Source organism: Micromonospora sp. RTBAU3-60, assembly GCF_054963695.1.
This window is the reverse complement of sequence record NZ_JBUEGB010000009.1, coordinates 125,452-147,630: the sequence shown is the minus strand read 5'-3', so window position 1 is coordinate 147,630 and position 22,179 is coordinate 125,452. Positions and strand designations below refer to the sequence as shown.

General features: G+C 74.8%; 17 protein-coding genes. 12 read left to right on the top strand and 5 right to left on the bottom strand.

Features of this window, described 5'->3' with window-relative positions; translation table 11 throughout:
• Positions 1 to 361: 361 nt before the first annotated feature.
• The 3 genes from ACY34I_RS11940 to ACY34I_RS11930 all read right to left on the bottom strand — a co-directional run bounded on the left by ACY34I_RS11940 (position 362) and on the right by ACY34I_RS11930 (position 2,545).
• Positions 362 to 766, bottom strand: coding sequence for a hypothetical protein (locus tag ACY34I_RS11940; RefSeq protein WP_148800949.1), 405 nt, complete (start codon positions 764 to 766; stop codon positions 362 to 364).
• 227 nt (positions 767 to 993) lie between these two features.
• Positions 994 to 1,938 carry a hypothetical protein gene (locus tag ACY34I_RS11935; protein WP_462754775.1) on the bottom strand — a complete coding sequence of 315 codons (945 nt, stop codon included), beginning with the start codon at positions 1,936 to 1,938 and terminating at the stop codon, positions 994 to 996.
• A gap of 13 nt (positions 1,939 to 1,951) precedes the next feature.
• On the bottom strand, positions 1,952 to 2,545 hold the full coding sequence (locus tag ACY34I_RS11930) for a hypothetical protein (RefSeq protein ID WP_462754774.1): 594 nt from the start codon (positions 2,543 to 2,545) through the stop codon (positions 1,952 to 1,954).
• Between the two features lie 408 nt (positions 2,546 to 2,953).
• On the opposite strand from ACY34I_RS11930, the gene ACY34I_RS11925 reads away from it, so the two are divergent.
• The 7 genes from ACY34I_RS11925 to ACY34I_RS11895 all read left to right on the top strand — a co-directional run bounded on the left by ACY34I_RS11925 (position 2,954) and on the right by ACY34I_RS11895 (position 11,709).
• Positions 2,954 to 5,554 (top strand): sensor histidine kinase, encoded by a 2,601-nt coding sequence (locus tag ACY34I_RS11925; protein ID WP_462754773.1) that lies wholly within the window; start codon positions 2,954 to 2,956, stop codon positions 5,552 to 5,554.
• A complete protein-coding gene (locus ACY34I_RS11920) occupies positions 5,554 to 5,973 on the top strand; it encodes a roadblock/LC7 domain-containing protein (protein ID WP_462754771.1) in 420 nt (139 codons plus the stop codon). Before ACY34I_RS11925 ends, ACY34I_RS11920 begins: the two co-directional genes overlap by 1 nt.
• Positions 5,963 to 6,352, top strand: coding sequence for a DUF742 domain-containing protein (locus ACY34I_RS11915; protein ID WP_148800944.1), 390 nt, complete (start codon positions 5,963 to 5,965; stop codon positions 6,350 to 6,352). Before ACY34I_RS11920 ends, ACY34I_RS11915 begins: the two co-directional genes overlap by 11 nt.
• The gene (locus ACY34I_RS11910; RefSeq protein ID WP_462754770.1) at positions 6,333 to 6,935 is read left to right on the top strand and encodes a GTP-binding protein; all 603 of its coding nucleotides are present in this window, start codon (positions 6,333 to 6,335) and stop codon (positions 6,933 to 6,935) included. Before ACY34I_RS11915 ends, ACY34I_RS11910 begins: the two co-directional genes overlap by 20 nt.
• Before the next feature lie 129 nt (positions 6,936 to 7,064).
• The gene (locus ACY34I_RS11905; RefSeq protein WP_462754769.1) at positions 7,065 to 8,099 is read left to right on the top strand and encodes a lactonase family protein; all 1,035 of its coding nucleotides are present in this window, start codon (positions 7,065 to 7,067) and stop codon (positions 8,097 to 8,099) included.
• 176 nt (positions 8,100 to 8,275) lie between these two features.
• A complete protein-coding gene (locus ACY34I_RS11900) occupies positions 8,276 to 10,027 on the top strand; it encodes a substrate-binding domain-containing protein (protein WP_462754768.1) in 1,752 nt (583 codons plus the stop codon).
• Between the two features lie 203 nt (positions 10,028 to 10,230).
• Complete coding sequence (locus ACY34I_RS11895) at positions 10,231 to 11,709, top strand: sugar transferase (protein ID WP_462754766.1); 1,479 nt, start codon at positions 10,231 to 10,233, stop codon at positions 11,707 to 11,709.
• A 40-nt stretch (positions 11,710 to 11,749) separates the two neighbouring features.
• Here the strand turns inward: ACY34I_RS11895 and ACY34I_RS11890 are convergent, their stop codons facing one another.
• The gene (locus tag ACY34I_RS11890) at positions 11,750 to 12,880 is read right to left on the bottom strand and encodes a PP2C family protein-serine/threonine phosphatase (protein WP_462754765.1); all 1,131 of its coding nucleotides are present in this window, start codon (positions 12,878 to 12,880) and stop codon (positions 11,750 to 11,752) included.
• 95 nt (positions 12,881 to 12,975) lie between these two features.
• Here ACY34I_RS11890 and ACY34I_RS11885 point away from each other — a divergent pair, with 95 nt between their 5' ends.
• Positions 12,976 to 13,494, top strand: coding sequence for a MarR family winged helix-turn-helix transcriptional regulator (locus ACY34I_RS11885; RefSeq protein ID WP_462754764.1), 519 nt, complete (start codon positions 12,976 to 12,978; stop codon positions 13,492 to 13,494).
• Between the two features lie 69 nt (positions 13,495 to 13,563).
• Here ACY34I_RS11885 and ACY34I_RS11880 read toward each other — a convergent pair whose 3' ends face one another.
• Positions 13,564 to 14,823 carry an ROK family transcriptional regulator gene (locus ACY34I_RS11880; RefSeq protein WP_462754763.1) on the bottom strand — a complete coding sequence of 420 codons (1,260 nt, stop codon included), beginning with the start codon at positions 14,821 to 14,823 and terminating at the stop codon, positions 13,564 to 13,566.
• A gap of 49 nt (positions 14,824 to 14,872) precedes the next feature.
• Between ACY34I_RS11880 and xylA the strand changes: the two genes are divergently transcribed.
• From xylA to ACY34I_RS11860, 4 genes are all read left to right on the top strand, one after another.
• Positions 14,873 to 16,060 carry a xylose isomerase gene (gene xylA / locus ACY34I_RS11875; protein ID WP_148800936.1) on the top strand — a complete coding sequence of 396 codons (1,188 nt, stop codon included), beginning with the start codon at positions 14,873 to 14,875 and terminating at the stop codon, positions 16,058 to 16,060.
• Between the two features lie 11 nt (positions 16,061 to 16,071).
• Positions 16,072 to 17,526: a xylulokinase gene (xylB, locus tag ACY34I_RS11870; protein WP_462754761.1), complete on the top strand. Its 1,455-nt coding sequence runs from the start codon at positions 16,072 to 16,074 to the stop codon at positions 17,524 to 17,526.
• A 41-nt stretch (positions 17,527 to 17,567) separates the two neighbouring features.
• Complete coding sequence (locus tag ACY34I_RS11865; protein ID WP_462754760.1) at positions 17,568 to 18,656, top strand: DUF5925 domain-containing protein; 1,089 nt, start codon at positions 17,568 to 17,570, stop codon at positions 18,654 to 18,656.
• A gap of 153 nt (positions 18,657 to 18,809) precedes the next feature.
• A complete protein-coding gene (locus ACY34I_RS11860; RefSeq protein WP_462754758.1) occupies positions 18,810 to 22,139 on the top strand; it encodes a LamG-like jellyroll fold domain-containing protein in 3,330 nt (1,109 codons plus the stop codon).
• Positions 22,140 to 22,179: the final 40 nt, after the last annotated feature.

Below are 22,179 nucleotides of genomic sequence, written 5' to 3'. Positions count from 1 at the left end.
CGAGGCGCTGCGGCAGGGCGCGGGGCATGCCCGTCCGGCTGCGCCCGCCGGCCCGGGCATTACGACGTGGGACACCTACGTCGACGTGGCCGCGGCGACTGGCACGGGAACTGGTGCAACCAGGCCGGCGCGGGCCTCCGTCAACGGCCGAAGGCCGCGCCCAGGGGAGGGCATCGGCGCCTACGTCTGGATCAAGCCCTCGGGGGCGAGTCGAACGGTTTCAGCCGGACGACGAGGGCAAGGGCTTCGATCGGATCGGCGACCCGGGCCCCTGGTCGACACCTGGTCGACCAGGGGCCCGGCCTGTCGGTGGCGGACCTCACCGCGATCATCGCCGGACCGACCCCGGGTACCGCCCGGGTCAGGGGACCGTCTTCTCGATCGCCGCCCGGCCCAACTCGGCCAGGTCGCGGCGGGCCCGCTCGATGTTCTCCGGGGTGAGGTCCTGGCCCCGGGCCAGCACCAGGTCCTCCGGGTCCCACGGCTGCTCCCCACCGGTACGGATGTTGCGCGCGGCCCCCTCGGTGCCGGTGCCGGTCGCTCCGGTCCCGGTGCCGGTCGGCCCGGTGCCGGCCGCGTACGGGTCACCGAGGATGTCCGGCGACCCGGTGTCGGGCACCGCGCCGTCCGGCTCGGTGAAGGTCGGGTTGTCCCGGTCGGCGCCGCCGCCGCTGCGCAGCTGCGGCACCGTGCTGTCGTCGTCCACCGCCGCGGCCACCTCGGGGCTTTCCTCCAGCGGCCGCTCGCCGCGGTCACGATCCGTCATGCTGCTGCCCTCCTGTCCCGTTCCGTGATCCCCCTGGCGTACCCCGCCGGGGCCGGGGCATGCCGCCCGGGCCCGGTCAGCGCTCCTCGTCCCGCTGCGCCGCCTCCGCCCCGGCCGGCCGCAGCCACTGCCGGGCCAGCATCAGCAGCCCGGAATCTCATGCCGGAAGTGATCCGCCACGCACGGCGGAGCCCCCGGCCGTGCCGGGGGCTCCATGGGGTGGCGGCTCAGCGGCCCAGGACGCGGTCCAGGAAGTCCCGGTAGCCGCGGACGGCCACCCGGAGCTGCTCGGTGTCGGTCGAGCCGGACTCCTGCCAGCTGCCGAGCCGGGACTTCTGCGCGCGCAGCCCGGCCGACAGCGCCTCGATCGCCTCCTCCACCAGCGACTGCGCCGCGTCGACCGCGGCCCGCGGGTCGTCCACGAAGCGCAGCTGGACGTCCCGCCAGCGGTCCCGGAAGCCCTGGGCGATCTCCGGGGCGAAGAGCGTGGCGGCGTCCGACGGCACCGCCCCGGGGGTCGGCCGGGCCGCGCCGGCCAGGGCCGCACCGGCCGCGCCGGGGCTGGCGTCCGGGTCGACCATGGCCGGCCCGGCGCTGCCGTAACCGGCCGCGCCAGCCGCCAGCGCGTCGTCCCGCGGCGCCGCGGAGCGCTCGGTCGCCGCGCGTTCGGGGCTGTGCAGCAGGTCGCCGGCCGTCGGGTCGGCCCGCTCGTCGTCGTACGCGTCGGTCCGTCCCGGCGCCCCGTCGCCCGGCTGGGCGGTGTCCTCGCCACGAGCGTCCCGCTCGTCCTCCGGCCGCCCGCTGGCCATCGCGGAGGCGGCGACCGCGTCGCCCACCGTGGTCGCGCCGAACACCGTGGGCAGCGGCGCCGGGTCGTGGTACTCCGGCCGCCCGGCGACGTCGGCGGCCTCCGCGTCCCGGATCTCCCGGTCGTACGCCCGGGTCCGGTTCGGCTCCGCGTCCCGCCGGTCGTCGGCGCTCTCGCCGGCCACCGCCGGGTCGTCGAAGGTGCCCCGGTCGTCCAGCGCGTCCTCGGGTACGTCGACCCGGCCGGCCCGGTCGTGCCGTGGCCCGTCCCGGTCGGCCGGCGCGTTCGACGGCGGGACTGGGACCGGCGTGGACCGGACGCTCTCCGCGTGCTCCTGCCTGACCTGCTGCTCTTCCTGGCGCATGGCGGCGGCCTCCTCAGCGGCTCGGGACGTCGTGCTCGTGGTCGGGGCGGCGTTGCTCGGGCGGCTGTTGCCCGACGGGCTCTTCGCCGAGCAGGTCGGCGAAGAGGGCCCGGTAGTGCACGAGCGCCTGACGGAGTTCCTCGGTGCTCGCCTCGCCGCGCTCGTTGCGCAGCCGGATCTCGTGGGCCTCCCGGTAGTCGGTCAGGGTGCGGGCGTGCTCGACGGAGAGCTGGGCGATCTGCTCGCTGAAGTCCCCGGTCGGGTAGCCACGGTCGGCGATGAGTCGGGTGACCAGTTCGTCGGCGTCGCCGACGGTCTCGCCCGGGGAGTCGACGAAACGGACCTGGAGTTCCTCCCAAGCGGCGGCGTATCTGGCCCGGGCGTCGGGTTCGAGCGGGGTGAGCTCCAGTTCGGCGTGGCGGCGCTCCCGCTGGCGCAATTCCCGCTCGGCGGCGCCCCGGCTGTCCTGCTCGGCGACGACCCGGTCGTACTCGGGGCCGAACCGCTCCCGGAGAGCGCGCCGGCGGCCGGCGCGCACGGCGAGCGCGGCCAGCGCCGCGAGCACCACCACCACGATGACTGTGACGACTACCTGCGTGGGCGACATGGCTCCTCCTTCGCCCGCTGGTATTCCCTCCGGACACTGATCGACAATCCCGGTCCGGGGGACTTTTCCTGGGCGATTCCGCGACCGAAACCTCGGGGGAGCACGGCACCGCTCCGGGGGCGGAACTTGAGTCGCTCCAGACAACGCGGGCGGGGTGGGGTGACACCGACGAGGAGGAGAACCGCCCGCACGAGGGCGAAACGCGTCCAGACATCCGGCAGGGTCGTCGCGCCAATGGTGTCCACAACGGAACATCTCGGACGGTAGCGACGAGCGAGACGGCCGGTAGTGCATCGGCCCGGGATTACGTATCCTGCCCAAGGCGCCCGGGCCGGGCCCGGCGTCACGGTCGGAGACCTTCCGGCCGGTGCCGGCGCCACCCCTGCGACACCTTCCGGGCGAGGTCTGATGAACACCCGTGACTGGCCGATCCGCGCCAAGCTGACCGCGCTGGTCATCGGTCCGGTGACCGCGCTGCTGGCGCTCTGGATCTTCGCCGTCACGCTGACCTTCGGGCCCGCCCTCGACCTGCTCGCGGCGCGCACGCTCCTCTACGACCTCGGCCGGCCAGGCGAGGCCGTGGTGGCCGAACTGCAACACGAACGGCGGCTCTCGGTCGTCCAGCTCGCCGGCGACACCACCCTGCCGGCCCTGACCGAGCAGCGGGAGCGCACCGACCGGGCGGTCGCCGAGCTGCGCCGCCGGGTCGACGGGGAGAAGCTGCGTGACGCCGCCGACGAGCTGCTCGACGCCCGGCTGGACCAGCTGGTCTCCGCGCTCGACGCGCTGCCCGCCGGCCGGGGCTTCATCGACGGCCGGAAGGTGGACCGGGCCGGAGCGATCGGCCTCTACAGCGGGATGATCGGTTCGGCCTTCCAGGCGTTCTCCGCGATGGCCACCCTTCCCGACAGCCAGCTCAACCGGCAGGCGCTGGCGCTCACCGCGCTGGGCCGGTCCCGGGAGCTGCTCGGCCAGGCGGACGCGCTGCTCGCCGGCGCGCTCACCGCCGGCGGATACGCCGAGGGCGAGCACGAACAACTGGTCCGCACCATCGACAACCAGCGCTTCCTCGCGGAGACGGCGGTGGCCGACCTGCCGCCGGGGGAGCGGACGGCGTACCAGCGGCTCACCGAGGGGGAGGCGTTCGTCCAGCTGCGCGGCCTCCAGGACACCCTGATCCGCGCCCGCGACCTGCCGGCCCAGCTCGACGTGCGCACCTGGGAGTCCAGCCAGGCCGCGGTCTCGCAGGGCCTGCGGGACTTCGAGCTGCGCGGCGCCGACGGGCTGGCCGAACGGTCCGTGCCGCTGGCGGTGGGCATCCTGAGCCGGCTCGCCGCCGCCGGGGTGCTCGGCCTGCTCGCCGTGGTGATCTGCGTACTGGTGGCGCTGCGGGTCGGCCGGTCGTTGGCCGGGCGGCTGACCGGGGTGCGGACCGCCGCGCTGGACATGGCCGAGCACCGGCTGCCGGACGTCGTGGCGCGGCTGCGCCGCGGCGAGGAGGTGGACGTCGCCCGGGAGGCGCCCGAGCTGGACCACGGCGGCGACGAGATCGGCCAGGTGGGGCGGGCCTTCAACGAGGTACGCCGGACCGCCGTGCAGGCCGCCGTCGACGAGGTCACCCTGCGCCGGGGGCTGAACGAGGTGTTCCTCAACATCGCCCGGCGCAGCCAGGGGCTGGTGCACCGGCAGTTGGCGCTGCTGGACCGGCTGGAGCGGCAGACCGAGGACCCGGACGAGCTGGCCGGGCTGTTCCAGGTCGACCACCTCGCCACCCGGCTCCGGCGGCACGCCGAGGACCTGGTCATCCTCGCCGGCGCGGCCCCCGGCCGGGGCTGGCGGAACCCGGTCGCCGCGGTCGACGTGGTGCGCGGCGCCATCTCCGAGGTGGAGCAGTACGACCGGGTCGACATCGGCGAGGTGCAGCCGGCCGGGTTGCTCGGCCGGGCCGTCGGCGACGTCATCCACCTGCTCGCCGAGCTGATCGAGAACGCCGCCGCCTACTCCCCGCCGGGCACCCGGGTCGACGTCACCGGGCGGACCGTGCCGGGCGGGTACGCCATCGAGATCACCGACCACGGGCTCGGCATGTCGGCGCAGGCGCTGGCCGACGCCAACCGCAAACTGTCCCGCTCTCCGGAGTTCGACCCCGCCGACAGCGCCCGGCTGGGCCACTTCGTGGTCGCCCGGCTGGCCGCCCGGCACGGTGTCCGGGTCGAGCTGCGGCCGGCCACCCCGGCGGGCGTCACCGCGCTGGTGCTCGTCCCGGCCGACCTGGTCACCGAGGAGCCGCCGGTGGGCGCCGGCCCGGATGCCGGGGCGGCGGATCCCGGCGACCGGCGGATGGCCAAGGTGACCCGGCTGACCGCGCTGCCCCGGCCGCGTACCGCCCGGTCCGGCCGGGAACGCCCCGACTCGGCGGTGGTCCCGCTCTCCGTCGGCCGTACCTCGTCGGTCGAGGCGCCCGCGGACGGCGATGGCCTGCCCCGCCGGGTCCGCCGGCGCGGGCCGGCGACCCGTCCCCGGCCCGTCGTCGCGGACACTCCGGCGCACCGCCCGCCCGAGGAGGCCCGGCGCGCCATGTCCGCCCTCCAGGCCGGCACCGCCCGGGGCCGCCGGGACGGGGCGGCCCGCGCCGCCGACCCCACCACGTCCGCCGCCGGCCCGACCGCGACAACCGCCCAGCCCACCGGACCGGCGGCCCGCGCCGCCGCCGGCCCCACCACGTCTGCCGCCGGCCCGACCGCGGCAACCGCCCAGCCCACCGGTCCGGCGGCCCGCGCCGCCGCCGAGCCCGCCGGTGCGGCGGGCCCCGTTGGTGTCGAGCCCGCCGGACCGGCCGTGGGCGTCGCCCGGGGGGTCGCCCGCCCGGCCGGCCAACCCCACGATCACGCCGCCCGGTTCCGGGGCGGCCCGCCCGCCGACGCGGCCCGGGAACGGGCCGCCGAGCCCTCCCCTCCGGAGCCGGCGCCGGCTCCGGAACCTCCGCCCGCGACTGAGAGGGACGCCTAGTGGTGCACACGACGCGGCAGAACGCCGATCTCGACTGGCTGCTCGACGACCTGGTGGAGCGGGTGCCGGCCGCCCGCCAGGCGGTGGTGCTGTCGGCGGACGGGCTCCTGCTCGGCGCCTCGGCCGAGCTGAGCCGCACCGACGCGGAGCACCTCTGCGCCCTCGCCTCCGGCTTCTCCAGCCTGGCCAAGGGGGCGACCCGGCACCTGGCCGGCGGCGCGGTCCGGCAGACCGTGGTGGAGATGGAGTCCGCGTACCTGTTCGTCACGGCGGCCGGGCAGGGTGCCTGCCTGGCGGTGGTGAGCGACGCCGACGCCGACATCGGCCTGGTGGCGTACGAGATGGCGATGCTGGTCATCCGGGTCGGCGAGAACCTGAGCGTCCCGGCCCGTACGGTGGGTGCCGCCGATGCGGACTGAGTCACCGGGGCCGCAGCACGAGTGGCTGGACGGAGCCGCCGGCCCGGTCGTCCGTCCGTACACCCTGACCGGCGGCCGGGTGCGGCCGCCCGGCGACGGCTTCGACCTGGTGGCCTTCGTGCTAGCCGCGCCGGCGGCCGATCCGGTCGGCCTGCCGGGTCTCCAGCCGGAGCACCGGCGTCTGGTCGAGCTGGCCCGGCGTCCGGTGGCCGTGGCCGACCTCGCCGCCGACCTGGACCTCGCCGTCGGCGTGGTCCGCGTGCTGCTCGGCGACCTCCTCGACCGTGGGCTCGTCGCGGTGCACCAGCCGCCGACCGCCGCCCACCTGCCCGACGACAACATCCTCAAGGCGGTGGTCAGTGGACTCCGTGCGCTCTGAACCGGGGGCGGCCGCGCCGCGGGTCCCGTTGGCCCTCAAGATCCTTATCGCCGGTGGCTTCGGCGCCGGGAAGACCACGCTGGTGGGTGCGCTGAGCGAGGTCCGGCCGCTGCAGACCGAGGAGGTGCTGACCGGGGCCGGCGTCGGCACCGACGACGTCTCCGGGGTTGAGGAGAAGTCGACCACCACGGTGGCCATGGACTTCGGCCGGATCACCATCAACGACGACCTCCAGGTCTATCTCTTCGGCACCCCGGGCCAGGACCGCTTCTGGTTCCTCTGGGACGAGCTGGCCTTCGGGGCCCTCGGCGCGGTGGTGCTCGCCGACACCCGCCGGCTGGCCGACTGCTTCCCCTCGATCGACTACTTCGAGCAGCGCGGCATCCCGTTCGTGGTGGGGGTGAACTGCTTCGACGGGGCCCGGCGGTTCAGCCTGGAGGCGGTTCGCGACGCGCTGGACCTGGACCCGGACGTGCCGCTGGTGCTCTGCGACGTCCGGGAGCGGCAGTCCGGGAAGCTGGTGCTGATCTCGCTGGTCGAGCACGTCGCCCGGCAGCGGGGTGAGCCGGTGCCGGTGGGCTGACCGGGCCTCGACGGGTCGCGGACGTACGGCCGACCGCCGAAACTGGTCCCGGGAAAGACGGCCAACGGGCCGGCCGGCCCGGAGGGCCTCTGGTTGGATCGACGGAGGAATCGGCGGAAGGTGGGACCGGTGACCGCGCAGCACGCGATCGTCCACGTCGGTGGCTACACGGCGGAGATGGGCGGGCGGGCCGAGGGCATCGCCGCGGCCCGGCGGGATCCGGTGTCGGGGGAGCTGACCCCGCTCGGCACGGTGGCGGTGACCTCCTCGCCGTCGTTCCTCGTCCGGCACCCGGCGCGGCCCGTGCTGTACGCGGTGAACGAGCTGTCCGAGGGCCAGGTGAGCGCCTTCCGGGTCGCCCCGGACGGCGACCTCGCCCCGCTCGGCGTCCGCCCGACCGGCGGAGCCGAGCCGTGCCACGTGGCGGTCGCTCCGGACGGGCGGCACCTCTTCGTGGCGAACTACGGCGGCGGCAGCGTGGCGGTGTTCCCGCTCGACCCGGACGGCGTACCGGGGGAGCGCTCCGATCTGGTCCGGCACGAGGGGCACGGCGCCGACCCGCAGCGGCAGGAGGCGGCGCACTGCCACATGGTCTCGCCCGATCCGGAGGGTGGACCGCTGCTCGCGGTCGACCTGGGCACCGACTCGGTCTACCGGTACGACCTCGACGCCGCCTCCGGTCGGCTGGTGCCGCGCGCCCCGCGGCTGCGTACGCCGGCCGGCGCGGGCCCCCGGCACCTGGCCCGGCACCCGGACGGCCGGCGCTGCTGGCTGGTCGGCGAGCTGGACGGGACGGTCACCGCGTACGACGTGACGGCCGACGGGCTGCACCAGCGGGCCCGGGTGGACGCGAGCGGGCGGGTCGGGCACGTGCAGCCCTCCGAGGTCGCGGTCGGACCGGACGGCCGGTTCCTCTACGTGGGCAACCGCGGGGTGGGCACGGTGGCGGTCTTCGCGCTGGCCGGCGAGGCGCCGGAGTTGGTGGCCGAGGTCGACACCGGCGGCGAGTGGCCGCGGCACTTCGCGCTGACCGGCCAGCACCTGTACGTGGCCGACGAGCGGGCTGACATGCTCAGGGTCTTCCGGGTGGACCCGGTCACCGGGGTGCCGGAGCCGGTCGGGGAGCCGGTGCCGATGGCCAGCCCGACGTGCGTCCGACCGTGACGGAGCGTGGTCTTGCTCACTGTCCGCAGTGGACCGTATCACCTCTGATGACTGACCAGTCACTCAAGGTAAAGTTTTGGTGATCAACTGTTTCTGCTGCGTAACTTTCGTCCGAACGGTTGTGGCACTAACCCCACGAGATACGCAAGATGGTCACCGTGTCTGGCCGCCATCGCATGCGTTCGAACCTCCGTGGGACAGGTGCCGCCGCTGCGGTCATCGCCCTGGTCGCCGTCGTGGCCGGGGGGACGTGGTTCGGCTACCGGCAGCTGGCGGGGCCGTCCTGCTCGGGGCGGATCGAGCTGTCCGTCGCGGCCGCCCCGGAGATCGCACCCGCCGTCAAGGGGGCGGCCGACCAGTGGGTCAAGGACGGGGCGGCGGTCGGCGACACGTGCATCGCGGTGAACGTGACCGCCGCCGAGTCGGTCGACGTGGCCGCCGCGGTGGCCAGCAAGCACGGCGCCACCCTCGCCGGCGTGGGGCAGGCGAGCGGCACCGCGGTGACGCCGGACGTCTGGGTGCCGGACTCGTCCACCTGGCTGCTGCGGCTCAAGTCCGGCGGGGCCACCGCCTTCGCCCCGGCGAACGGCGCGTCGATCGCCCGCAGTCCCGTGGTGGTCGCGATGCCTGAGCCGGTGGCCACCCGGATCGGCTGGCCGGACAAGAAGTTCACCTGGACCGACCTGCTGGCGCAGGTCAACGGCAGCAAGCCGCTGCGCGCCGGCATCGTCGAGCCGACCCAGGACGCGGCCGGTCTGTCCGGCCTGCTCTCGCTGACCGCCGCCGCCAGTTCCGCCGGCAGCGCCGGCTCCCCGCAGGCGCGGGAGGCGATGACCGGGGCGTTGCGGGCGTTGGCCACCAACAGTTCCCGGCTGCGGCAGGATCTCCTCGCGCGCTTCCCGCGCTCGTCCGAACCGACGGCTGTCGCCAACGGCCTCGGCGCGGCCGCGCTGTCCGAAGAGGACGTGATGGCGTACAACGCCACCAAGCCGCCGATCCCGCTGGCCGCCCTCTACCTGGACCCGCCGCCGACCCCCTTGGACTATCCGTTCGCGGTGCTGCCCGGTATCGAGCCGGCGAAGGCGTCCGCCGCCAAGGTGCTCTTCGAGGTGCTGACCACCCGCGGCTTCAAGAGCCGGCTGGCCGCCCAGTCGCTGCGCGCGCCCGACGGCAACTGGGGCGAGGGCTTCAAGGCGCTGCCCGGTGCCCCGAGCCCGGCGGGCGGGAGCACGGCCGCGCCGGCCGGTCAGGGCGCCGCCGGCGGGCTCGACCCGACCGCCATCCAGAAGGCCACCACCACCTGGTCGGCGGTCACGCTCTCCGGCCGCATGCTCTGCGTCATCGACGTGTCGGGCTCGATGAAGGAGAAGGTGGAGACCGCTGGCGGCGCCACCCGGGAGCAGGTCACCGTCGCCGCGGCGACCCAGGGCCTGAACCTCTTCGACGACTCCTGGTCGATCGGGCTGTGGATCTTCTCCACCAACCTGAACGGGGCGCAGGACTACCGGGAGGTGGTCCCGATCAAGCCGCTGTCGAGCAACCGCACCGCGATCCAACGGGGCCTGGCCACGGTCAAGCCGTCGAGCGGCGACACCGGCCTCTACGACACCCTGCTGGCGGCCTACAAGACCGTCCAGCAGGACTGGGAGCCCGGGAAGGTCAACTCGATCGTGCTGTTCACCGACGGCAAGAACGAGGACGACAACGGCATCTCCCAAAAGGACCTGCTGGCCCAGCTCCGCAAGCTCCGCGACGCGGAGCAGCCGGTGCAGGTGATCATCATCGGCATCGGGAACAAGGTCAGCAAGGCCGAGCTCAAGTCGATCACCGACGTGACCGGCGGTGGAGCCTTCGTCACCGCCGACCCGACCAAGATCGGCGAGATCTTCCTGCAGGCGATCGCGCTGCGCCCGCCGGCGCCGCGCTGACCCGCCGCTGCCGCCGTACCGGAGAGCCGGCTCGGCGGAATCCTTCCGGAGGGCTCGTCCCGCCGGAAGGATACTGACGGTAATCCGTCCGAAGCAATCGGTATCCATAATTGTCGAGGCAAGATGTCCTGGTGCTCCGAGCCGCCGGCCCTCCACCGAGGTCACGCGGTTGAGGATCGTCGTGATCGAAGTGGGGAGGGCCGGTGACCTCGGCGACGCTGCTGACCCCTGCTCGGACGTCGTCGGGGGGCGACCGTCCCGGCCCGACGACGCGGGCGGCGGAACGGGCCTACATCCGGGTCCTGGCGGTGCTCGACACCGCCGTGCTGGCGGTGGCCATCCTCATCGGCTACGTCGCCCGCTTCGGCGACGAGCCGCCGAGCGGCTCGGAGATCCCGTACGTGGTGGTCGCGCCCGCCCTGCTGCTGGTCTGGCTGATCTCGCTGAAGGCGATGCGCTGCTACGACGACCAGGTGCTCGGCTACGGTGCCGACGAGTACCGGCGGGTCAGCGCGGCGAGCCTGCGGCTGGCCGGCGGCATCGCGATCGCGGGGTACATCGCCGACGTCGGCGTGTCCCGGGGCTTCCTGGCCATCTCCTTCGCGGTCGGCACGATCGGCCTGGAGGTGGCCCGGTTCGCCGCGCGCAAGCGGCTGCACCGCGCCCGTGACCGGGGCGCCGGCTGGTCCCGCAAGGTGCTGGTGGTCGGCGACACCGCGCACGTCCTGGAGCTGGTGCACACCCTGCGCCGCGAGCCGTACGCCGGCTACCAGGTGGTCGGCGCCTGCATCCCGGACGCGCTGCTCGCCCCGGTGCCGCAGCGGCTGGGCGACGTGCCGGTGGTCGGCTCGTTCCGGGGCATCCCCGAGGCGGCCACCGCCATCGGCGCGGACACCGTGGCGGTCACCGCCTCCGGCTCGCTCACCGCGACCCGGCTGCGCCGGCTCGGCTGGCAGCTCGAGGGGACCGGGGTCGACCTGGTCGTGGCCCCCGCGCTGACCGACGTCGCGGGCCCGCGCATCCACACCCGGCCGGTCGCCGGCCTGCCGCTGATCCACGTCGAGGCGCCCGAGTTCCGGGGCGCCCGGAAGCTGGTCAAGGGGCTGGTCGACCGTTCGGTGTCGCTGCTGGCGCTGCTCCTGCTGCTGCCGCTGCTGGTGGTGATCGCGCTCGCCATCAAGCTGGACAGCCGGGGGCCGGTGCTGTTCCGCCAGGTCCGGGTCGGCCAGGGCGGCAAGGAGTTCGGCGTCTTCAAGTTCCGCACCATGGTGGTCAACGCCGACGCCCTGCTGGCCGAGCTGGCCGCGCGCAACGAGACCGACGGTCTGATGTTCAAGATGCGCGACGATCCCCGGGTGACCCGGATCGGCAAGCTGCTGCGCAAGTGGTCCCTGGACGAGCTGCCCCAGCTGGCGAACGTGCTGCTCGGCCAGATGAGCCTGGTCGGGCCGCGCCCGCCGCTGCCGTCCGAGGTGGCCCGCTACGACGGTGACGTGGCCCGCCGCCTGCTGGTCAAGCCCGGCATGACCGGCCTCTGGCAGGTCAGCGGCCGATCCGACCTGAGCTGGGAGGACGGCATCCGGCTCGACCTCTACTACGTGGAGAACTGGTCGCTCGCCGCCGACCTGACCATCCTCTGGAAGACCTTCGGCGCGGTGATCAACAGCCGCGGCGCGTACTGACCCCGTCCCGGCGCGACCCGCCGGGGCGGGGGCACCCGCGTCAGGGCTGCGGGCCCAGCCAGTCGAGGCAGACCACCACCGCGTCGTCGACCAGGTCGCCAGCGACGAACGCCCGCAGGTCGCCGATCAGCGAACGGACCGCGTCCAGCGGTTCCATCGGCCCGGTACGCCGCAGGAAGCGGTCCAACGCGGTCTCGCCGTAGCGGACCTGCCGGGCCGTGGCGTCGACGACCCCGTCGCTGACCACGAAGAGCCGGTCCCCGCGCCGGAGCTGGAACTGCTGCTCCCGGTAGTCCGTGGCCTCGAACATGCCGAGCGGGAACTGCTTCTCCAGGACCTGCTCGGTCACCTCCCCCTCGCGGAGCAGCAGCAGGCGCGGCGAGCCGGCGTCCACCACGGTCATCGTGCCGGCGGCCAGGTCCAGCTCCAGCAGGAGTGCGGAGAGGTGCTGTGCGCCCCGGTGCAGCGCGTAGATCGCCTGGTCGGCCAGGGCGGCCTGGTCGGCCAGGGCCAGCTCGGCGCGGCGGGCGTTGCGCAGCGCGTGGGTGGTCAGCGAGGTGAGCATGGACGCGGCCACCCCCTCGCCCGAGCCGTTGATCACCGAGAGCCAAACCCGGTGCCCGTCGTCCGACCAGTCGAAGCTGTCGCCGCGCACCGCGTACGCGGGCTCCAGCTGGCCTGCCAGGCTGAACGACGGCCGGATCCGGCTGCGGCCGGGTAGCAGCTCCCACTGCATCTCGGCCGCCAGGGTCAGCCGCCGGTCGCGCCGGGCGGTGACGTAGACGTCCGTGCTGGAGGTCACGGCGGCCAGCTCGTGGCCGAGCGCGGTGGCCATCGCGTCCAGCTCCCGGAGGGCGGTCGGCCCGGCGGGCAGCGGCGACACCCGGAGCACCCCGCGCCGCTCGCCCCGCATCCCGACCGGGAACCAGCCCGTGTCCTCCGACACCACCGGCTCCTGGTGGTCGAAGCAGCGCCAGGCCGGGTGACCCGGGCCGGTGATCGGCTCGCCCTCGTGGAGCGGCAGCAGCACCGCGAGCCGGTAGTCGACCTGGTAGAGCTCGGTGCGGACGATCCCGTACGCCCGCTCCAGCTCGGTGGCGAGCCGGTCGATCAGCAGGTCGGCCGGAGCCGCGCCGAGCACCCGGCGTACCCGATCCTCCGGTCCGGTCATCTTTGCTCCTTTGCACAGGTCGTACGCCTGGTGGGGCGGGTAGTCTCGGGCGCACCATGGCCGAAGAACGCGGTCCTTACGGACCTGAAGCGAGTATGGCCGCCGCCCTGGACGAGGCGGCGGGCACCCTGCTGGCTGTCTGGGAGGCGGCCCGGGAGCGGACCACGAGCCGCCTCTCCAGCGCCCAGCTACGTGCGGTCATGGTCGTCGAGCAGTACGACGGGATCAACCTCCGCCGCCTCGCCACGCTGACCGACATGCTGCTCTCCTCGGCCAGCCGGCTCTGCGACCGGCTGGTGGCGGCCGGGATGCTGGAACGGGAGCCGGGCCGGTTCGACCGGCGGGAGATCTCCCTGCACCTGACCCCGGAGGCGACCCGGCTCCTCGCCGAGCTGCGGGCCGACCGGCGGCAGCGGCTGGACCGGATCCTGGCCGGGATGAGCGATGAGGGGCGCGCGGCGCTGCTGCGGGGGATGCAGGAGTTCGACGCGGTGGCCCGGCGCGGTGAGGCCACCGCGGAGGGGTGGCCGTTGCAGCAGCCCTCGGGCGAGCGGGTCGGCGACCCGCTGGCCGGCCCGGAAGAGCCACGGCCGCCGGTGGCGCGTACCGCCTGAGCGGCCTGGCCCGGTCCGGCCGCCGGCCCACCCGCGCCCGCGGCAGGTATCTGGGCAGGAAGGTCGGGATCAGCCGGAACGGGCCAGCCAGCCGACCGGCCGGTCGATGATCCGGCGGACCACCGAGGCGGCCCCGCCGACCGCCGCGGACTGCGCGCCGAGCGCGGCCGGGCGTACCGTGACCGGCGACCACGCCGCGGTGAGCACCCGCCGGGAGATCTCCGCGACCACCGGCGGGGCGAGCCAGGGGGCGAGCGGGGCGTATCCGCCGCCGAGCACCACGGTGTCCAGGTCGAGCAGGTTCACCACGCCCGCCACGGCCACGCCGAGGGCCGTCCCGGCGTCGGCCAGGGCGGTCAGGGTGGCCGGGTCGCCGGCCTCGGCGAGGTCCGCCAGCCGGGTCGCGGCGGTGTCGGCGGGCAGTTCCCGGCCGGAGAGCCCGGCGGCGGCCAGGACCGCTTCCTGGCCCGCGTACCGCTCCAGGCAGCCGCGCCCGCCGCAGCGGCACGGCCGCCCCTCCGGGTGCACCGGGATGTGGCCCAGCTCGCCGCTCCAACCGCGCGCGCCTCGGTACAGCACCCCGTCGAGCACGATCCCGGCGCCGATGCCGATCTCGCCGGAGATGTGCAGGAAGCTGGCCGAGCCGGGCGGGCCGGCGTGCAGCTCGCCGAGGGCGGCGAGGTTGGCCTCGTTGTCGACGACCAGCGGCGGGATCCCGTCGACCGGCTCGACGAGCGGGCGCCCGGCGAGCATCCCGGGCACGTCCACGTCCCGCCAGCCGAGGTTGGGCGCCAGCCGGACCAGGCCGCCGTCGCCGACCAGGCCCGGCACGGCAAGCGCTGCACCGGCCAGGGCCAGCCCGTCGCGTACGGCCGCGGCGCGGGCCTCGGCGGCGAGCGCGGCCAGCCGGTCCAGGGCGTCGGCGGGGGAGACCGGGCGCAGGTCGGCGCGGCGCGCCACGTGGTGGCGTACCGCGCCGGTCAGGTCGACCACGCAGGCGGCCAGGTAGTCGACGTTGACCTCCAGCCCGAGCCCGGCCGGGCCGTCGGCGGCCAGCACCAGGCCGCGGGCCGGCCGCCCGGCCCCGGTACGCGGCGCCGGCTCCGCCTCGGCGACCAGCCGACCGGCGATCAGGTCGTCGACGACGGCGGAGACGGTGGCCCGGGTCAGCCCGGTCCCGGCGGCGATCTCGGCCCGGGAGGGGGGCCGCTCGGCGGCGGCGATCCGCCGGAGCACCACCGCCAGGTTGAGTTCGCGGAGGCTGCCCTGCCGGACCGCCCCGGCGGTGCTGGCGCTGGTCACCCCTTGACACTGCCACATCACGGCCATTTAATTCAACCACTGAACAAATTGCGGACGACACCACCGGAGGTCTGCCATGGCACCCCGTCCCACCCCCGCCGACAAGTTCTCCTTCGGTCTCTGGACGGTCGGCTGGCAGGCCCGCGATCCGTTCGGCGACGCCACCCGCCCGGCGTTGGACGCGGTCGAGGCGGTGCACAAGCTCGCCGAGCTCGGCGCGTACGGGATCACCTTCCACGACGACGACCTGGTCCCCTTCGGCGCGGACGCGGCCACCCGCGACGCCCACCTCACCCGGTTCCGCAAGGCCCTCGACGAGACCGGCCTGGTCGTGCCCATGGTCACCACCAACCTCTTCACCCACCCGGTCTTCAAGGACGGCGGCTTCACCAGCAACGACCGCGACGTCCGGCGCTACGCGCTGCGCAAGGTGCTGCGCAACGTCGACCTCGCCGCCGAACTGGGCGCCCGCACCTTCGTCATGTGGGGTGGCCGGGAGGGCGCCGAATACGACCTGGCCAAGGACGTCCGCGCCGCGCTGGACCGCTACCGGGAGGCCGTCGACCTGCTCTGCCAGTACGTGATCGACCAGGGCTACGACCTGCGCTTCGCCCTGGAGCCCAAGCCGAACGAGCCGCGCGGCGACATCCTGCTCCCCACCGTCGGGCACGCGCTGGCCTTCATCTCCACCCTGGCCCATCCCGAGCGGGTCGGGCTTAACCCGGAGGTAGGGCACGAGCAGATGGCCGGGCTCAACTTCGCGCACGGCATCGCCCAGGCGCTCTGGCAGGGCAAGCTGTTCCACATCGACCTCAACGGCCAGCGGGGCATCAAGTACGACCAGGACCTGGTCTTCGGCCACGGCGACCTGGTCAACGCGTTCGCCCTGGTCGACCTGCTGGAGCACGGCGGCCCGAACGGCGGTCCCGCGTACGACGGGCCACGGCACTTCGACTACAAGCCCTCGCGCACCGAAGACATGACCGGGGTGTGGGCGTCGGCGGAGGCGAACATGCGCACGTACCTCCTGCTCAAGGAGCGGGCGGCGGCGTTCCGGGCCGACCCGGAGGTGGCCGAGGCGCTGGCCGCCAGCAAGGTCGGCGACCTGGCCGCGCCGACGCTGGCCCCGGGGGAGAGCTACGCCGACCTGCTCGCCGACCGGTCCGCGTTCGAGGAGTTCGACCCGGAGGCCGCCGGGGCGCAGGGCTACGGCTTCGTCCGGCTCAACCAGCTCGCCGTCGAGCACCTGCTCGGCGCGCGCTGAGGCGGGCCACCATGCCGCTCGTCGCCGGGATCGACTCGTCCACCCAGTCCTGCAAGATCGTCATCCGCGACGCGGAGACCGGCACGCTGGTCCGGCAGGGCCGGGCGCCCCACCCGGACGGCACCGAGGTCGACCCGCGGGCCTGGTGGGACGCCCTGCTGGCGGCCGTCGACGCGGCCGGCGGGCTGGCCGACGTTGCGGCCGTGTCGGTCGCCGGCCAGCAGCACGGCATGGTCTGCCTGGACGAGGCGGGCCGGGTGGTCCGGCCCGCCCTGCTCTGGAACGACACCCGATCCGCCGGGGCCGCGCAGGACCTGATCGCGGAGGCGGGCGGCGGCGAGGCCGGCCGGCGGTTCTGGGCCGAGGCGACGGGCAGCGTGCCGGTGGCCAGCTTCACCGCCACCAAGCTGCGCTGGCTGGCCCGGCACGAGCCGGCGCACGCCGATCGGGTGGCCGCGGTCTGCCTGCCGCACGACTGGCTGACCTGGCGACTGGCCGGCGCGCCGGGGCTGGACGCGCTGCGCACCGACCGGGGCGACGCCAGCGGCACCGGCTACTGGTCGCCCCGGGCCGGCGAGTACCGCCTCGACCTGCTGGAACGCGCCTTCGGGCGGCAGCTCCGGGTGCCCGTCGTGCTCGGCCCGGCGGACCCGGCCGGGCCGCTGGATCCGGCGGCGCTCGCCGGGCGGGGCGGCGCCGGTGGCGTCCTGCTCGGCCCCGGCACCGGCGACAACGCCGCCGCGGCGCTCGGGGTCGGGGCCGGCCCGGGCGACGTGGTCGTCTCGATCGGCACCTCCGGCACGGTTTTCGCGGTGGCCGACGCGCCCGCCGCCGATCCGAGCGGGGCGGTGGCTGGCTTCGCCGACGCCACCGGCCGGTTCCTGCCGCTGGTCTGCACGCTCAACGCGGCCCGGGTGCTCGACGCCGCCGCGACCCTGCTCGGGGTCGGCCTCGACGAGCTGAGCGAGCTGGCCCTGGCCGCCCCGCCCGGCGCGGACGGGCTGGTCCTGGTCCCCTACCTGGAGGGGGAGCGGACCCCGGACCGGCCTGCGGCCACCGGCTCGTTGCACGGCCTCACCCTGGGCAGCTCGACCCCGGCCCACCTGGCCCGCGCCGCCGTGGAGGGGATGCTCTGCGCGCTCGCCGACGGGCTCGACGCGCTGACCGCGCAGGGCGCCACCGCCCGCCGGATCATCCTGGTCGGCGGCGGGGCCCGGTCGGCGGCCGTGCGGCGGATCGCCCCGCAGGTCTTCGGCCGGCCCGTGGTCGTGCCGCCGCCCGGCGAGTACGTCGCCGACGGTGCCGCCCGCCAGGCCGCCTGGGTCGCCCTCGGCGGCGCGGCGCCACCGGCGTGGACCGTCGGCGACACCGAGGAGTATGGGGCAGCGCCCGTGCCCGCCGTCCGGGCGCGCTACGCGCAGGTCCGGGACCTGGTCGCGGACCGCCTCGAAACCGCGCCGGCGTAAAGGGCTGTACGGCCGGGGTGGGCGCTGGCGATGATCCAGGGATGCGTACCGCCCCGGCTGACAGCCAGCTGCCCTCGGTCCTCCAGTACGACGACGCCGACACCCCCTGCGACGTGGTCGACGCGCTGTCGCTGGCGGACTTCGTCACCGGCCGGCACCCCTGGGCGCGGACGGTCCGGCTGTCCCGGCTCCGCCCCGACGCCACGCTGACCCCCGCCGACGCGCGGGTCCTGCGTACCGCCGTCGAGCACCGGCGGCGCTACCGGCTGCTCGACGGCGAGGGCTGGACCGCCCGGGTGGTCACCTGGAACGGGCGGGACGCCGAGGTGACCGTGACCGCCGTGGACGACGAGATCGGGCAGGCGGCCCTGGACCGGATCACCGAGGGAGCCGCCGAGCCCGAGGACCCGGACACCGGCCGGATCGGGTTCTGGCATCACGACCCGCGCCGCGGCGCCCGGCGCGATCTCCGGTCGATCGTCGCTCCGGAGTGGACGACGATCCGGCACAACTACGCGGCGACCGCCCGTACCGCCCTGGACGCGCTGATGGCCGCCACCCCGGAGGCCGTCTCGGGTCGGCTGGTGCTGCTGCACGGCGCGCCCGGCACGGGCAAGACGACCGCCCTGCGGGCGCTGGCCCGGCAGTGGCGCGAGTGGTGCCAGGTCGACGCGGTCCTGGACCCGGAGGTGCTGTTCGGCGACGCGGCCTACCTGTCGGACATCGCGGTGGGCGACGAGGACGAGGAGGGCGGCGCCGGGCGCCGCTGGCGGCTGCTCATCCTGGAGGACTGCGACGAGCTGATCCGGGGCGAGGCCAAGCAGGCCGCCGGGCAGGCGCTGTCCCGGCTGCTCAACCTGACCGACGGGCTGCTCGGGCAGGGCCGGGACGTGCTGGTGGCGATCACCACGAACGAGGATCTGTCCCGGCTGCACCCGGCGGTCGTCCGGCCGGGTCGCTGCCTGGCCCGGATCGAGGTCGGCCCGCTGTCGTACGCCGAGGCGACCGAGTGGCTCGGCAGCTCGGCGGGGATCCCGCCGCAGGGCGCCACCCTGGCGGAGCTGTACGCGCTGCGCGCCGGCGCGGTCCCGGCCGGCGCGGTGCCGGTCGAGATCGGCGGCTACCTCTGACGGCGCCTCGTCAGCGGAGCCCTGTCCCGCCATCCCCACGCGATGCCCCCGTGATAGCCGGCGAGTAGTCCGGCGATAGGCCGGTGCGTGACCCTCCAGGAACCTTGAAGACTGGGAGGGGCGTCGATGTCTGCCGGGAATCCGTTAGCCTCCGTGACCCGCCGTCCACGCCGTACCGGGCTGGTGGCGGTGCTGGCCGTCGTGGGCGGCCTACTGACCGCGCCCGCGGCCGCCGCGGCGCCGGCCGCCGCGCCCGCCCTCGGCGAGGAAGCGGCCCGGGCCGCGGCCGTCGCCACCCGTCAGCGGGTCGAGGCGACCGCCCTGCGGACCGAGAACACCCAGGTCTTCGCGAATCCGAACGGCACCTTCACCATGCGGCAGTCCGTCGTACCGGAGCGGGTGCGGCGCGGCGCGGAGTGGGTGCCGGTGGACACCACGCTGCACGCCCGGGCGGACGGCACGGTGACGCCGGCCGCGACGACGCTGGACATGGCGTTCTCCGGCGGCGGCAGCGGGCCGCTGGTGCGGCTGCGCCGCGACGGGACGGAACTGGCGTTGGCGTGGCCGGGGCGGCTGCCGACGCCCGTCCTCGCCGGCAACACCGCCACCTACCGGGAGGTGCTGCCGGGGGTCGACCTGCTGCTGCGGGCCGAGGTCGAGAGCCTGTCCCAGCTGCTGGTCGTCAAGTCCGCCCAGGCGGCGGCGAACCCGGCCCTGCACCGGCTGCGGTTCCCGGTGACCCGGTCCGGCCTGTCGGTGCGGGCCGGTGCGGGCGGCGACCTGGCCGCCGTCGACGCGGCGGGGCGGGAGGTGTTCCGGGCCCCGGCGGCGTACATGTGGGACTCGTCGGGGGAGGCGACCGCGGCGGCGCCGGGACAGGCCCGCCCCCGCGCCGCCGACGTGCCCGGCGGCCGGATTCGGTCGATGGGCGTCGCGCTCACCGCCGACGCGCTGACCCTGGCGCCGGACCGCGACCTGCTGACCGCGCCGGACACCCGCTACCCGGTCTATCTGGACCCGTCCTGGTCGGGCAGCCGGCTCAACTGGACCCAGGTGTGGAGCAACTACCCGAACACCTCCTTCTACAACGGCGCCAACCTCGGCTCCTCCGAGAACGTGGCCCGGGTCGGCTACGACGCCACGGACGGCAAGCTGACCCGGTCGCTCTTCCAGATCGACACCTCCGGCGTACGGGGCAAGCACGTGCTGAAGGCGACGCTGCAGACGTACGAGACGTGGTCGCGCTCGTGCACGACCCGTGAGGTGCAGGCGTGGGAGGTCGGCGGGTTCGGGTCGACGACCACCTGGAACAGGCAGCCGAGCTGGATCACCAAGCTCGACGCGAAGAGCGTGGCCAAGGGGTACTCGTCGAGCTGCCCGGCCGGCGGGGTGGAGTTCAACGTCACCGCGCATGTGCAGAAAGCGGCCAAGAACAGCTGGAGCAGCATCCACGAGGGCCTGCGGGCGTCGTCGACGGCGGAGTCCAACAGGGACACCCTGTCGTGGAAGAAGTTCCGGAACAACCCGACCTTCACCATCGAGTACAACACGGTGCCCGCCGCGCCGACCAACCTGACCACGGACAACTCGACGCTCTGCACCACCGGCTCGGGCCGCCTGGTGCTGGGCACCGCGACCCCGACCCTGCGGGCCACGGTCAGCGACGCGGACAACGCGGTCAAGGCGCGCTTCGAGTGGTGGACCGCGAGCGGCACGGCACCGGTCGGCAGCTGGACGTCGGCGACGGTGGCCGGCAAGACCCCGACCGTGGTGGCCGTGACGGTGCCCGCCGGCGCGTTCAGCAACGGCTCGATCGCCAAGTGGCGGGTACGGGCCGAGGACGGCACCGACACCAGCACGTGGAGCAGCTTCTGCGAGTTCCAGGTGGACAGCACCCGCCCGCCGATCCCGTCCGTCACCTCGACCGGCTTCCCGGACAACGGCGAGTCGAATGCCGTCATGGGGGCCGGGCTCACGGTCACCCTCGGCCCCAACGGCGGCACCGACGTGTCGTACTACGAGTACACGGTCAACGGTGACGTCACCGCGCTGACCAAGAAGGCGACGCCGTCCGGATCCACCTCGCCGGTCAACGTCACCGTCGTACCCGACCGGTTCGTCAACTGGATGCACGCCCGGGCGGTGGACAAGGCGGGCAACCGGTCCGAGGTCGCCACCGTGGTCTTCTACGCCACCGAGCCGTCCGGGCCGGTCGCCGACTGGCGGCTGGACTACACCGGTGACGGCACCGTCGCCGAGGACGTCTCGGGCGGCCTCCACCACGCCACCGTCGTCGGCGGCGCGGCCTGGACCGAGGGGGTCACCGGCGGCGCGCTGAACCTGGACGGGGCCACCGGCTACGCCAGCACCACCGACCTGGTCCCGGACGCCACCAGGTCGTTCTCGGTCAGCGCCTGGGTCCGGTTGGACCGGACCACCAAGAACGGCGCGGCGATGTCCCAGCCCGGCAATCGGGGCGCGGCGTTCCTGTTGTACTACTCCGCGACCTACCAGCACTGGGAGTTCAAGCGGATGAGCGGGGACGCCGACTCACCCGTCACCACCCAGGCGGTCTCGACCACGAAGCCGGTCGCGGGCGAGTGGTACCACCTGATCGGCGTGTACGACGCCCCCGCCCAGCAGTTGCGGCTCTATGTCAACGGGGTGCTGGAGGGCACGGCCAGCTACACCACGCCGTGGAACAGCAGCGGGCCGGTGCAGCTGGGCCGGTCGAAGTGGAACGGCAACTTCACCGACTACTGGCCCGGGGACCTCGACGCCGAGCGGTTCTACGACCGGGTGTTGCTGTCGGGTGAGATCCAGCAGGTGCCGCGCCTGGCCGGGCGGTGGAAGCTGGACGAGACCTCCGGCACGACCGCCGCGGACTCGGTCGGCGGGCACCCGGCCACCTGGTCGACGACCGGCGTGACCCGGATCGCCGGGGTCAGCGGGAACGCCGTCCAGCTCGCCGACGGGGTGCTGAGCACCACCGCCCCGGCGATCCGGACCGACGGCAGCTACACCGTGACCGCTTGGGTCCGGCCGGACGCGCTGACCAAGAACGGGATCGCGCTCAGCCAGGACGGCGGCAACATCGGGGGCGTCAACCTCGGCTGGTCCTGGGACGCCGCGGCCGGGGTCTACCGCTGGTCGATGCGTACCCCGGTGGGTGATTCGGCCTCCGCCGAGATCTGCGAGGCGGTGGACCAGTTCGACACGCCGACCGTCGGCACCTGGACGTTCCTCGCCGGGATGTACGACGCGCAGGCGCACGCGCTGCGGCTCTACGTCGACGGCCAGTTCGTCGCCGAGTCGTACTTCGCCGGCACCTGGCAGGCCGGCGGTGCGGTGCGGATCGGCCGGGGCTCGGCCGGCGTGACGTTCCAGCAGTACCTCACCGGTGCGGTGGACGACGCCCGCGCGTACGCGGGGCCGCTGAGCGACCAGGCGATCTGGGATCTGTACACCGCGCAGGCCGGGTGAGCCGGCCGGCCGCACGACACGGGAGGGAATCGGTGATGAG

Excerpts from the sequence above, each read along its gene's own strand:
- ACY34I_RS11940 (WP_148800949.1), bottom strand. The coding sequence starts at position 766 with ATGACGGATCGTGACCGCGGCGAGCGGCCGCTGGAGGAAAGCCCCGAG.
- ACY34I_RS11935 (WP_462754775.1), bottom strand. The coding sequence starts at position 1,938 with ATGCGCCAGGAAGAGCAGCAGGTCAGGCAGGAGCACGCGGAGAGCGTC.
- ACY34I_RS11930 (WP_462754774.1), bottom strand. The coding sequence starts at position 2,545 with ATGTCGCCCACGCAGGTAGTCGTCACAGTCATCGTGGTGGTGGTGCTC.
- ACY34I_RS11925 (WP_462754773.1), top strand. The coding sequence starts at position 2,954 with ATGAACACCCGTGACTGGCCGATCCGCGCCAAGCTGACCGCGCTGGTC.
- ACY34I_RS11915 (WP_148800944.1), top strand. The coding sequence starts at position 5,963 with ATGCGGACTGAGTCACCGGGGCCGCAGCACGAGTGGCTGGACGGAGCC.
- ACY34I_RS11900 (WP_462754768.1), top strand. The coding sequence starts at position 8,276 with ATGCGTTCGAACCTCCGTGGGACAGGTGCCGCCGCTGCGGTCATCGCC.
- ACY34I_RS11890 (WP_462754765.1), bottom strand. The coding sequence starts at position 12,880 with ATGACCGGACCGGAGGATCGGGTACGCCGGGTGCTCGGCGCGGCTCCG.
- ACY34I_RS11885 (WP_462754764.1), top strand. The coding sequence starts at position 12,976 with ATGGCCGCCGCCCTGGACGAGGCGGCGGGCACCCTGCTGGCTGTCTGG.
- ACY34I_RS11880 (WP_462754763.1), bottom strand. The coding sequence starts at position 14,823 with ATGGCCGTGATGTGGCAGTGTCAAGGGGTGACCAGCGCCAGCACCGCC.
- xylA (WP_148800936.1), top strand. The coding sequence starts at position 14,873 with ATGGCACCCCGTCCCACCCCCGCCGACAAGTTCTCCTTCGGTCTCTGG.
- xylB (WP_462754761.1), top strand. The coding sequence starts at position 16,072 with ATGCCGCTCGTCGCCGGGATCGACTCGTCCACCCAGTCCTGCAAGATC.
- ACY34I_RS11865 (WP_462754760.1), top strand. The coding sequence starts at position 17,568 with ATGCGTACCGCCCCGGCTGACAGCCAGCTGCCCTCGGTCCTCCAGTAC.